At 71.0% G+C, this 11,368-nt stretch carries 12 protein-coding genes; 1 reads left to right on the top strand and 11 read right to left on the bottom strand.

Features of this window, described 5'->3' with window-relative positions; all coding sequences use genetic code 11:
• The first annotated feature begins 125 nt into the window (after nt 1-125).
• The gene (locus tag BG418_RS05195; RefSeq protein WP_188272479.1) at nt 126-986 is read left to right on the top strand and encodes a helix-turn-helix domain-containing protein; all 861 of its coding nucleotides are present in this window, start codon (nt 126-128) and stop codon (nt 984-986) included.
• A 534-nt stretch (nt 987-1,520) separates the two neighbouring features.
• Here the strand turns inward: BG418_RS05195 and BG418_RS05190 are convergent.
• From BG418_RS05190 to BG418_RS05145, 11 genes are all read right to left on the bottom strand, one after another.
• A complete protein-coding gene (locus BG418_RS05190; RefSeq protein ID WP_188272478.1) occupies nt 1,521-2,009 on the bottom strand; it encodes a hypothetical protein in 489 nt (162 codons plus the stop codon).
• Between the two features lie 96 nt (nt 2,010-2,105).
• Nucleotides 2,106-2,513: a hypothetical protein gene (locus BG418_RS05185; RefSeq protein WP_188272477.1), complete on the bottom strand. Its 408-nt coding sequence runs from the start codon at nt 2,511-2,513 to the stop codon at nt 2,106-2,108.
• Nucleotides 2,514-2,525: 12 nt separating this feature from the next.
• Entirely contained in the window at nt 2,526-2,990 is a 465-nt protein-coding gene (locus BG418_RS05180; RefSeq protein ID WP_188272476.1) for a hypothetical protein, read from the bottom strand.
• A gap of 49 nt (nt 2,991-3,039) precedes the next feature.
• A complete protein-coding gene (locus BG418_RS05175) occupies nt 3,040-4,527 on the bottom strand; it encodes a hypothetical protein (RefSeq protein ID WP_317453511.1) in 1,488 nt (495 codons plus the stop codon).
• 16 nt (nt 4,528-4,543) lie between these two features.
• Nucleotides 4,544-4,873, bottom strand: a complete 330-nt coding sequence (locus tag BG418_RS40760; RefSeq protein WP_317453510.1) for a hypothetical protein — start codon at nt 4,871-4,873, stop codon at nt 4,544-4,546.
• 91 nt (nt 4,874-4,964) lie between these two features.
• Complete coding sequence (locus BG418_RS05170) at nt 4,965-6,011, bottom strand: AAA family ATPase (RefSeq protein ID WP_223184400.1); 1,047 nt, start codon at nt 6,009-6,011, stop codon at nt 4,965-4,967.
• A gap of 994 nt (nt 6,012-7,005) precedes the next feature.
• The gene (locus tag BG418_RS05165; protein WP_188272474.1) at nt 7,006-9,801 is read right to left on the bottom strand and encodes a BTAD domain-containing putative transcriptional regulator; all 2,796 of its coding nucleotides are present in this window, start codon (nt 9,799-9,801) and stop codon (nt 7,006-7,008) included.
• A 51-nt stretch (nt 9,802-9,852) separates the two neighbouring features.
• Nucleotides 9,853-10,308 (bottom strand): pilus assembly protein TadG-related protein, encoded by a 456-nt coding sequence (locus tag BG418_RS05160; protein ID WP_188272473.1) that lies wholly within the window; start codon nt 10,306-10,308, stop codon nt 9,853-9,855.
• Nucleotides 10,305-10,685: a TadE/TadG family type IV pilus assembly protein gene (locus BG418_RS05155; protein ID WP_188272520.1), complete on the bottom strand. Its 381-nt coding sequence runs from the start codon at nt 10,683-10,685 to the stop codon at nt 10,305-10,307. Before BG418_RS05155 ends, BG418_RS05160 begins: the two co-directional genes overlap by 4 nt.
• A gap of 50 nt (nt 10,686-10,735) precedes the next feature.
• Nucleotides 10,736-11,140, bottom strand: a complete 405-nt coding sequence (locus tag BG418_RS05150; protein WP_188272472.1) for a TadE/TadG family type IV pilus assembly protein — start codon at nt 11,138-11,140, stop codon at nt 10,736-10,738.
• A gap of 3 nt (nt 11,141-11,143) precedes the next feature.
• Nucleotides 11,144-11,341, bottom strand: a complete 198-nt coding sequence (locus BG418_RS05145) for a hypothetical protein (protein WP_188272471.1) — start codon at nt 11,339-11,341, stop codon at nt 11,144-11,146.
• Between the last annotated feature and the right edge of the window lie 27 nt (nt 11,342-11,368).

Genomic DNA, 11,368 nt, shown 5'->3' with positions numbered 1-11,368 from the left:
GGTCCGCCCGACGGGACCACCGCGATGCGCACGCACCCAACGGGCACCCGCAACCGCTCTGCCGGTTGCACCCCGGCCGGGGACCTCAACCCACCGTTTTTCACCGGAATCCGAGGAACCCCACCATGTCCAAGCCGATGTCCAACGACACCACGGCCACCACCGTCCGTCCGCTGCACCCCGTACCCGAACCCCAGCCGCTGACCGGCCTGACCGGGGCCCCCGCGGGGGTCTACACCGAACTCGTCAGCCTCACCGAACCGGCCACCGTCGCCGAACTCGCCCTCGCCGCAGGGCTTGGGCGCTCCACCACCGGCAAAGCCCTCACCACCCTCGAAGACCACGGCCTGGCCGTACGCAGCCCGGGCGGACACGAAGGCTCCCGCCGCACCCCCGACCGCTGGCACCCCGCCCCCGCCCGCGCTGCCAACAAGGACGGCCAGAACGATCAGGAGCCCGTGAACACCCAGCCGGAGCCCTCCATTGCCAATGTCCCGGAGCCGGTCGCCAGCAGCGCGCACAGTGCGGTATTCCCGCCCGACGAGACCGCGCTGCACGACGGCGGCGCGGACGCCCCCGCTGCCCCGGCGACTGGTGCGCCGTCGCAGAACGTCGTGCACCGTAATGGCGACGGCAGCGGCGAAGATGCCCCGCACGACGAGAACGGCAACAATGCTCTGGGGGACGCAAACCCTCCCGCTCTGCAGACAAGCGCGGGGAAGCAGGCAGCACCCGTAGGAGCGATCAGCTTGCCGGGCGGCAAGAAGCGGCTCGCGCCCGGGGCGCTGCGCCACATGGTCATCAAGCACCTTCAAGCGCACCCCGATGAGGCGTTCACCGCCACCAAGATCAGCCGCGTCATCGAGAAGTCCTCGGGCGCCATCGCCAACTGCCTGGTCACACTGGTCAAGCAGCAGATCGCCGAGCAGGTGAGCGACACTCCCCGCACCTACCGCCTGACCGCCGCCGAAACGACCACCGAGTAGACGCCACAAGGTCCGGTGGGCGGGCGCCCCTTCGAAGGGGCGCCCGCCCACCGGACCTTGTGGCGCTTTCATCTGTCACACCCCAGTCGGAGGCCAGCACCTCCTTGCCCCGGACAACGAGTGGGGCATGCACATATCCGGTGCCCCGGTGCGCTTCATCGCGAGCTTGACGCCTGTGTACAGATCCCTCGCTGGTACCGTGCAGACCAGCAACATGGCGCCGAGGCCGCGCAGTGACGCGCTCGCGTGTCCAGTCGGTTTCACCGCTGTCCGGGCTCCTGAACCCCGGCGTACGCGGTAACCAATTTCGTGACCGTTTGGCACAGAGCGCGGGTCCCAGCCGCAAGCTATTCGGCGAGCAGACGCACCCCCTGGGGGGCGCGAAGCCGGTGCTGTGGAGGGCGCCTCAACTACCGCATCGGCTACCCACTTGCCGCCCAGGCCAGCGTCACCGGCTGCTCAGCCGGTTGATCCAGGCTGAGGCGTGTGGAGGGGGCTCCTCCCGCGCCGGGCAGTGCCGGAGGATACGGCGGTTCACTTCCGGCCTGCACAGCCAGCGTGTCCACACCCGCCGCAGAAGCCGCCGCTGTTGCATACGCAGGGGCAGGGCCTCGTGGTCTGCAGCCGGGCGAGGGACGGCTGGTGTGGCACGGGGACGGGCGGCGGGGTGTTGCCATCGAGGTGGGGTGTCGTGCGTAGGGCGGCGGCGGTGAGCAGGCCGATGCGGGCCGGGCGGGGCAGCCGGTCAAGGGAGGCCAGGAGGTACTGCAGGTTCGGATCCCCCTTCTGGAGGGGGATCCGGGTGCAGACCACCAGTTGTCCAGCAGCCTCCGCCACCGCATGGGCCAGACCGTAAGTGTCCAGGTCCAGGCTGCCTTCGGTATGCAGTTGGTGAGCCGCGCGGGTCAACAGGTCGGCGAAGCGCAGATATTCCTGTGCCCCTGCGCCGTCGAGGAGAGCGCGGGCATGGCTGAGGATGTGGTGGACGGCGTCCTGATACTGGGGCAAGCCGATGTCGGGCATGGGTGACGTCCTTTCAGGTGTGCCGGGCCGGTGGCTCCGGCCCGGTTCGCGATCGGCAGGCGGTTCGGGCGGGGCCCTTCGTCGGGCCTCGCATGGTCAACGGCTTCCGGTTACGGCTGCTGCGGTGCGGTCGGCGGCGGCCTTCACCAGTACGAGGAGTTCGGGATGGGGGCGGCGGCCGAGGGCGTCCAGACAACGTGGCAAGTCGTCGTCGAAGAACTGGGTGAGGCGGTCAGAGGTGGCCAGGTTGAGCAGGCAGGCGGCGGCCCCGAGCGAGCGCGGATGGGGGTCGAGCCGGTCGCTTTCACTGAGCTCGTTGAGGAGCCGGGCGAGTTGGTCGTCGGGTGCCGTGGCGGTCGGCTCGGGTGCGTCGATGCAGAGGCGGGCGTGGAACTCTGCGAGCAGGCGGGACGGCGGGGCTGGGGTGAGCCATGGGCGGTGATCCTCTTCTGGTTGTGCAGCGGTGGTGGGGTGCGGCCGCCCGCCCGGGAGCGAGCGGCCCACGGTTGTTGTGCGTCAGGCGTCTTCGCCGAAGCGGCAAGTGGAGGTGTGGCCAGGGTCGTCGGCGAACGTTTCGGGGATGGGCCCGTCGCCGCGCGGAGTAGGGCCGGTGGCCAGGTGGGTGCCAAGGTCGGCGAGGTGGCGGATCTCCGCGACCGGCACCGTCCCACTGCATTCGGGGCAGAGTCCCAGGAGTTCGAACGGCTCGTCGTCATACAGGGGCTGACGTGCGAGGAAGACGAACTGCTCGCCGGTGTCGGGGCAGGTGGCGGTGGCCAGCACGGGCTCGCCCGGCGTGGTCCGGCGCCGCAGCCAGTCCGGGGCGGTGGTGATCTGGTCCAGCCCGAGGCCGAGGGCGGCCGCCAAGCGGACGGCGGTACGGGCGTGTTCCTCGCCCCGGTAGCGGCCGTGCGGGCTGACGGCGGAGTTGTGGCGGATGAACACGGCGGCGGCGTGGGCGCGTTCAGCGAGCGATGCCATGGGGATCAATCTCCTTCACTACCAGCGGGGCGTGCGGGACGGCGCAAGGTCACAGGCGGTTCGTGGCGGCGAGGGCGGCGGTGGCGGCGTGGCCGATCGCGGCGGTGGCCTGGGCCGGGTCGGCGAGATGCAGCAGGGTGGCCCCGGACAAGGGGCTGGGGTCGGGGGCGAAGGCGAGCCACAGCACCGCACACCCCGCCGTGCGCAGAGCGGTGATGCGTTCGGCGGCCGAGGCGGCCTCCCGGGGCCGGTAGCAGCCGTCGGAGGCGATCACCAGCAGACGGCCCGCCCCTGGTGTCATGAGGCCGAGCCCTGCGGCCAGGGCGTCGCTGGCCTCGGCGAGACTGTGGCCGCCGCCGTCGGCATCGAACTCGGTCACCCGGGTGGGAGTGCGGCCGGGTGCGGTGATCGCGGTCAAGGCCCGGCGGTAGGCGATGGTGGCGCTGCGGGAGTCAGGGTCGGTGAGTGCGGCAGCCTTGGCCAGGATCCAGGCGGCTGAGGCGATGGGGGCTGCGGCGGCGCGCATCGAGCCGGAGACGTCCACCGCGATGCCGACCCGTAGCGGCGGGGTGGGACCCTGGCGACGTTGGGTGCGGATCCAGGGCTGGGCGGTGGGGGTGGCGCCCGCCGCCTTCTGCGCGTCCCGAGCCAGTGCGCCGCGCATGCTCAAGCGTCCGGGCGGGGCGGCGCAGGCCGTCACGGTGACTGTGCGTTCCCGGTAGGCCGCCGCCCGCAGAGCCCGGGCGAGCTGCCCGGCTGCCGCCTTCTCGGCCGAGGTGGGCGCTCGCGTTCCGGTCACCGGCGAGGCGGCACGGCTGCCCCTGGCCCGCTCTCGCTGGCTGTCAGGGGTGAAGGGTCGTGCTCCGGGCGCGAAGACCTTCTCGGCCATCGATGCCGCGTGCCGCGCATGGGCGGCCTTCGCGGCCTTCGCCCGCGTGCGGGCCGTTCGGGCCGCCTCGATACGGGCCTGGGCCGCCGCCTGCGCGGCCTCGTTCGCCGCCACCGCACCGGCGACCTTGCCGATGGCGTCGGCCAGTTCGCCTGTTCGGGCGGTGGGGTCGGGGGCCGATTGCGCGAGCGCGGGATCGGCGCCGAGCGCCTGGCACCACGCCTGAGCGTGCCCCAGCATCGCCTGCCCATCGGTGTCGGCAGTGGCGTGGGCGGCCGACCAGATTCCGGCGAGGGTGTCCAGGAGGTCCTCGCCGAGGATGTGGGTAATCACCTGCTCCAACGGGGCGGTCTCGTCCGGGTCGAGGATTCCGGCGTCCCGGCGGGCGAGGATCAGAGCGGCCGCCGCCGCAGCCTGCCACCGATCGGTGGGCGTCTGGCTGGTGAAGTCACCCATGACCAGGGTGTGTACAGCACTGCGCAGGAAGCGGCGGTCGCCTGGGCGGCGGGAAAGGTGGGCATGCTCGGCGCGGGATTCCTCCAGCAGTTGGGCCGCCGTGTCCAGTGCGGTGCCGCGCAGCGGCGGCGGGGTCGCCCACCGGCTGTGGGCGGCGTGCGCGGCCTCGTGGGTGAAGGCGCCCCAGGCCACCGGGTAGTTCTCCTCGTTACCGGGCCGGGCGGGGTCGATCGCGGGCCGGGCGCAGCGGGGCGAAGAGGGAGGTGGCGATCTCCAGCCGGGCCCGGGCGGGGTAGAAGGCGGCCGGGGCACCGGAGCGGGTGACCTGCTCGCAGGTGACCATCACGTCCTCGCGTCCGGCCAGTTCCGGCAGCCTCTCGGTCAAGGCGGCGGCGATCCGCAGCCACTGCCCGGCCTGCGGGCCGGGGGGCGGTTCGAAGACTGGGCCGCCGTCGTCCTCCCACCGGACCAAGTCTCGTTCGGCCTCGGTCAGGGCGGGCGGGGCGTGCTGGATGTGGGCCTGGATGTGTACGGGCATGGCGGGTTCGATCCCTTCCGGGGCGGTGACGGGGGTGGTGGCCTGGGGCCAGAGCGGGGCGGGCGGCCGGGCGCCGCCCCCGCAGGGGCGGTCAGAGCTGGCGGCCCAAGGCCAGGGCGGTGACCGGGCGGCCGATCGCCTTGGTGACGATCTCGGCGACCGTGTCCCGGTCCTCCAGCGGGGCGATGCCGACCAAGTTGGCGAAGGCCGCCTCGGTGCCCAGCACGTCGGCGATCTTCTGGAAGGCGAGCAGCTCCCGTAGCTGCGGAACCCACCCGACGTCTCCGGCCTGCTGGCTGGTGGCCAGGTGGCGGGCGATCCGCACCGCCGTCCGGTTGATCTTCAAGGCGGCGGCCAGGTCGTAGTCCGTGCCGACCTGGATCTGCACGCTGAACCGGGAGGCGAGGGCTTCGGTGAGGACCGCGCCGTGGACGCCGGGGTTGTGACCGGCGATCACATAGAAACCGTCTGCGGCCGTGATCGTCTCGCCCTTGTGGGCCTTGACCTGTATCTGCCTGCGGCCGTCCATCGCCGGATACAGGGCCGCGAGCACCTTCGGTGAGATCAGCGTGGCGTCGTCCAGGAGCAGGGCCCGGCCTTCTCGCATGGCGGTGACGAGCGGCCCGTAGATGAACTCGTAGCCGCCCTTCTCGTCCTGCGTGTACTCACCCACCAGGTCCCCGACCGTCGTATCCCCGTCCCCGGCGACCGTGATCAAATCGGGGAAGGCCGCCTCGATCAGCGAGGTCTTGCCGGTGCCGGGCGGCCCGTACAACAACACCGCCACCTGCGCCTCACGTAGCTTGCGTAGTGCCTTCACATCCGGCAGCTGCGCCAGCGCCCTGGGGTGATACTGCTGCCCGTTCGGCCGGGTGACCGGCCCGGGCCGCCCACCCGGCGGCGAAACCGCAGCCGCCTGCGGGGCGGCAGATCGCTGCGCCGGTAGCGTCGGATCCGGGCGGGTCGGCGGCGGCACGGCGCGTTGCGCTGCGGTAGCGGTCGCCGAAGTCGCCCGGTACATGCGTGGTTTGGAACCGACCCGCTCCGCCTCGCCCCGGCACGCCAGCGTCTCGCACGCGTTGCCCACCGCCCCGCCCGAATGCCCCAGGATCCTCGCCAGCTCGGTCACGCTGAACATCGCCACCGCATTCTCCGCGAGAACCTTCGCGACTCGCGCCCGCAGCTCACCCGGGCGGGCCTTCCCTCCGGCCCCGCCTGCGGGCGGTGAACCAGCGGGCGCTGTCATGGAGTTCGGCGCGGTAGGGGTGGACGGCGGCGGTACGGAGCCGGGAGGCGTGGAGGTAAGTGGGGGTGTACTGGTCATCACGCAGCCTTTCATCGGTCACCGGGGCGCGGGCGGCCTTTTCTCGAATTCAAAAGAGGCCAACTTCGGGCACACTCCACCCGTTATTCATATTCGAATTTTCCCCACAGGCGGGATTTTCCTCCCCGACCTTTTCGGGAACAATTTAAATATAGCTCGACCTGCGCCCCACTTGAAGCCGAATCCTGGCTTGATAATGCTGGAATATCTCGTAATTCACGACGCGAACTTAGGGGTATTTACGGCTTCACGACAGCCTGTATCGCGCGCAATGCCGTTCACGACCGATCCGAAGGCGCCCCAGGTGCCAGTGTGGGGCACGATTCGAGTCCGTGTACGCAATCCCCGGCGGCACGGCCCCGGCGGCACGGCCCCGGCGGCACGGCCCCGGCGGCACGGCCCCGGCGGCACGGCGGGCGCCCTCGGCTACGCCTGGGCGCCCGCCTGACCGTCGGGGCGCCGGCCAACGGCACTCAAGAGAGGGAAAAGGGCAGAACAAGAGGGAGATGAGGAGGAAGAGCGGGTGAAAACAGACGTGAGCAGGCAAGCAGTCGGCTGTATGCAGGCAAGGCGGGGGCAGGCGCCAGCTGTCCGTAGATCGGGATGCGTTGCTGCACCGATATACAGTCGCCCCCGCCCATGGGTGGCTAGCAGGGCCCCTGGCCTGGGCTGACGGGCCGTGCGGGGGTGTCGCATCCAAGCGCGCACACGAGAGCGACTGGGGGTGCGACACCGGATGCGACGGGGTGAACGGCATCGAGCCACTCCCATGTGCCGACTCGGCGCAAAGGCCCGGTGAACTGCGGTTCTACGGACCCTGGCGGGAGTGGGCCCTGGGTATGGCGAGGACCTGGGTCGCGAGGTCGGGTTCGAGGCCGAGGTCGGCGAGGTGCCGCTTGAGGCGGGTATAGGTGTGGCGGGCAGCATCGTGACGTCCGGCGGCCTGGTAGAGGCGGATGGCATGCTGGGCGAGGCGCTCATGATCGGGGTGGGCCGTGGCGAGGTGCTCCAGCAAAGTCAGGACGGCGTCCCGCTCGCGTGCTTCCGTGGCGTGCTCGGCTCGGTGGGCCAAGCGGAGGGCGGCGTCGGTGGCCTTCATGGCTAGGTGTTCGCGGATCGCGTCGACCCACAGGTAGTCGCCACCTTGTGCGAAGGGTCCGCGGTAGTGGGCCAGCGCCTCACGTACGGCGGACAGGGCGTCGCACTCGGCTTTCTGCACTCCTGGTGCCGGGAATGCCTTTTTCAGGTTGCAGATGAAGTCTGCGAGGTCGGTTTCCACGAGTTCCGGGTGGAGTTTGTGGAGTTCCCCTTGACGCAGGATGAATTCTTGTGCGGTGATACCGGTGGCGGCGCGCAGGGCACGGCGTACGGCACGGCGCAGGTTCTTGAGGGCGTTCTGGTCGCTCTCTGGATCGAGGTGGAGTTTTTCGGCGATGTCAGTGGTCAGAAGTCCGGAGGGGTGGGCGGCGAGCAAAGCGAGGAATTCGTGGACTTCGGGGCGCAGACTGGTGCCCACGGGATCGGATTTGCCGCGGACGTACAGGGTGATCGGCCCGAGGACGTGGAGGCGGACTGGCTTGGTCTGCGCCGGGCGCGGTCCATCTGCTGTGTACGGGTGGGCAGGGGCCGAGTCCGGTTCGGGCGAGGGCTCAGCCATGGTTTCGGAGGGATGGTCGTGGCGGCGCGAGTCGGGGGTGGGCAGGATCCGCAGGTGGGGGCGCTGGCCGTGAGCACCGAGAAGGAATTCGGTCATGCTGCGTCCGGCCTCGGGGCTGAGGTGGAACAGCCTTAGCCGCCCTGGGTGTTGCCCGTCCGCGTGGGGACGAGTGGTGGTGCCGTCGTCGGCGATGTGCCAGCGTTCGGACCCAGGCAGTAGGGCATTCAAGGTGAGGACGATCAGGGCCTGGGGGTGGCTGCGGGCGGCCAGGGCCTCAAGCTGTCCGCTGTGGACCGCGTCCGGCGCCGCGAGCAGCACCAGGGTGCCCGGGTCGGCTTCCGCAGCAGCATGGGCCGTCGTACGTCCGGTCGCCGAGGGCTCTGGCTCGTGCCGCGCGCGGGCGTGGGCGAGTAGGTGCTGCTCGGCCAGCCGGATGGCGTCTGCGGTATCGGAGCTCTGGGTCAGCGCCGTGAACTGGGGTGGCAGTCCAGGCAGCAGACGATCGGCCATGTCTTCGGCCACGACGGCTGTGACGTGGGGCGGTCCGGGGCGCTGGCGTTCGGCGGCGGTGAGGATGCCGGTCAGCAGCGCGCGGGCGGCGCCCTCGGCGCCAGGGCCGCTCCAGGCGCACCCTCCGGTCACGGCCAGTGCGTCGAGGGGGATCTCGGTGTTGTCGCTCACGCCGACGGTGACCGCATCCGTGCTGCGGGGCTTCTGCGGTGGGATGCGGCGCCTGACAAGGGCCTCGGGGGCATCGGGGCAGTGGGGCAGGGTGGCTGCGTGGGCCGCCTGTGCGGCCTTGTCCACCAGCGGGCTCAGGGCCGGCACCTCCGTCTCCGAGTCGGGCTCGCGCAGCCGGTTGTGGTGCCAGTACCAGTAGCGGCGCGCGGCCAGCAGCCCGGCCGCTACGGTGATGCCGATCAGACTGGCGGTCCCGATGTCGATCGCGGCCGGGCCCGACTTCGCATGCATTTGCCCGGCCGCCGTCTCCTCCCGCTTGTTCGGTGCCGCAGGGCCGTGTTCGGCACGACCCGTACCGCCATCGACCGTGTTCTGGGCAGGAGTTGGCTGCGGGGGCATGGTCGGGGCGGGCTGCGCCGGTGGGTTATACGGCGCCGGAGCAGCCGTGGCTGATGGCAACGGGGCGGGGGCTGTCTGGGGGACGGGTAGGGCCAGCCGCCAGCCGGGCACGATCAGGTCCGGATCGGTGAGCCGCCCTCCGTCACTCTGGATGCGGTCTTTGTTGAGCTTGTAGATCCGCGGCCACTTCAGTGCGTCGCCGAGGTGCGTGTGCGCGATGTCCCACAAGGTGTCGCCGGTGACCACGACGTATTCGATGTACTGGATGGCCTCAGCATCGGTAGGCGGCACGGGCGATGCCGCCCGCGTTCGTGCGACCGGACTCTGTGCCGGTGTTGCCGGGGTGGCCGCATGGGATGCAGCTTGCGAGCCGGGGCTGGGTGCGACGGGGGCCGTCGCGGCGATCTGGGGTCTCAACTCGCCTACCAGGGCGGGCTGCTCGGCGCCAGCCGCCTGGGGACGCCACAGGCCGAGTGCGGCCATGAACAGGGTGCCGATGCACAGGGCGGCCAGCGATCCCTTCACGGACAGGGCGGCCACATGCGTGGGGTGGGCGGTGCGGTCGCGCAGCAGGTTCGGGAGGTGGGCCGCGTACCAGAGGGATTCACGAATCACCGTGAACGTGAACGCGGCCCAGCACACCCAGCCCACCACGGCCAGTAGCTCGATCATCAACGGGTCACTGACTGGCTGCAGCAGTCGGTCGCCTACCTCTGCGATGGACGAGACGTGCTCGGGCCACGGGATGCCGACGGCCTGCCACAGCACATAGGGCATCCCGGCCAGCAGGGCCAGCGTGAGGGTCAGCGTGCCGAGCAGCGTGGCGGCGGCCCTCAGCCGCTGACGCGCCGCGAAGGGACAGAGCATCGTGAGGTTCCCCTGCCTTCTCTTCCGCGTGGCTGCGATGGCGGATAGCGCCTACGGGGTGGCGCGTTCGGCGTGTGCAGTGCCGGTCGCCTTGACGGTGATCGTGTGCACGCCGATGAGCTGCAGGATCTGGGTGCGCTGGTGATGAGTGACGTGGACGGTGACCTCGTCACCCTTCACCGACGCGCTTCCTGCGTCTCCGGTGGCGGCGACGTGCGCGAGGGCTGCCCGTTCTGCCTCGCCGCGCAGGAGCCGTACGGCTTCACGGCCGCCGTGGCGCAACTGGCTGATGTCGAGCTGCTGGGCGCCGGTGCGGGCGGCCTCTTGAGCGACGTCCAGGGCCTGGGCTTTTCCTGCCAGCGCGAGTCCGCCGTCGACGACGATCCCAGCGAACAGCCACAGCGCGGCGAAGGCACCGACGACGAAGGCTGTGACCTGCCCCCGGTCGTCCCCGGCCGCCAGCTTGGCCCCCACAAGTGCCAGATACGCCCGGCCGCGTGGGTTCATGGGGTGCTCCTGAAGGAGTCGACAACAGAGAAGGCAGTGCTGGTCACGCGCACGTGGCCGGGCATGCGGGTGCGGGTGAGATCGCCCAAGTCGGCGTTGCAGGACAGGGTCGCCGTCACGGTGGCGCCCGGCGCAAGACCGCCAGCGGTCAGTCGGACTTGGGGGCGTGTGCAGGCCGCTCCCGCTTCCTTGAGCGCGATGTTCGCAGCGCGCTCTGCCTGGGTGCGGGCGGCGTCTTCGGTGCGGGCCAGGGAGGCTGCGCGGGCGGCTTGGTGGGCGGCATCCGCCACCACCAGCCGGGCATCCACCAGTCGCCCCAGCGCCACCACGACCAGCAGGACGAGCACGAGCAGCGGGGTGACCAGGGCCAGCTCCACCGCCGCCGCCCCCCGCTCGATCTCTGCCCGCCCACTAGGCAACCCTCTGGTCATGGCCGACCTCCGACGGCGGTCAAGCGCTCGGTTGGCCCGGAGGCCGTGCCGGAGGCGTGCAGGGTGAGGCCCGGAATGACCGCCATCACCGTGCCGGTAACGCGCGCCGTGGTCTGGGCGGCAGTGCGCTCGACGGCGACGGACGGGGAGGTCAGGATCCGGCCGCCCAACGCGGCCAGGCTGTGCCGCGCCTGCACCTGGCCGTCGGCTTGGGTGCCGTGCTCGGTCCGGGCGGCGGCCAGGGCCCGCTGAGCCGCGTACTGGGCGATGTGCCGCGCATGCCAGACCAGGGCGAACTGCACCACCAGCAGCGCGAGCAGCAGCAGCGCCGGGACGACGAGCACCAGCTGGGTGCTCGCCGCCCCACGATCGCCGCGTGGTCGGTACAGGATCCCGGTCACGATCTAGCCGCCCAGGTCGATGCCGTTGGCCTTGGCGGTGACCTTGGCAACGATGACGCCCACCACGCTCAGGCCGAGGATCACCAGCAGCGCGGTGACAACGATGGTCTCGGTGGTGTAGCCCGCATCCCCGCGGGCGTGCTGGCGCACCTTGGCCAGATGGGCGCGCACCAGCCGGGAAAGGGTGTCGAGTTGGTACATGGCAGGTCTCTCTTCTGCGGTCGCGTA

This window comes from Streptomyces sp. CBMA152 (assembly GCF_014596475.1).
Classification (GTDB): domain Bacteria; phylum Actinomycetota; class Actinomycetes; order Streptomycetales; family Streptomycetaceae; genus Streptomyces.
This window is presented reverse-complemented; position numbering and strand designations above follow the sequence as displayed.

Coding starts and splice junctions, on each gene's coding strand:
- BG418_RS40760 (WP_317453510.1), bottom strand. CDS start 4,873: ATGCCCGTACACATCCAGGCCCACATCCAGCACGCCCCGCCCGCCCTG.
- BG418_RS05190 (WP_188272478.1), bottom strand. CDS start 2,009: ATGCCCGACATCGGCTTGCCCCAGTATCAGGACGCCGTCCACCACATC.
- BG418_RS05160 (WP_188272473.1), bottom strand. CDS start 10,308: ATGAACCCACGCGGCCGGGCGTATCTGGCACTTGTGGGGGCCAAGCTG.
- BG418_RS05195 (WP_188272479.1), top strand. CDS start 126: ATGTCCAAGCCGATGTCCAACGACACCACGGCCACCACCGTCCGTCCG.
- BG418_RS05170 (WP_223184400.1), bottom strand. CDS start 6,011: ATGTTCAGCGTGACCGAGCTGGCGAGGATCCTGGGGCATTCGGGCGGG.
- BG418_RS05145 (WP_188272471.1), bottom strand. CDS start 11,341: ATGTACCAACTCGACACCCTTTCCCGGCTGGTGCGCGCCCATCTGGCC.
- BG418_RS05165 (WP_188272474.1), bottom strand. CDS start 9,801: ATGCTCTGTCCCTTCGCGGCGCGTCAGCGGCTGAGGGCCGCCGCCACG.
- BG418_RS05180 (WP_188272476.1), bottom strand. CDS start 2,990: ATGGCATCGCTCGCTGAACGCGCCCACGCCGCCGCCGTGTTCATCCGC.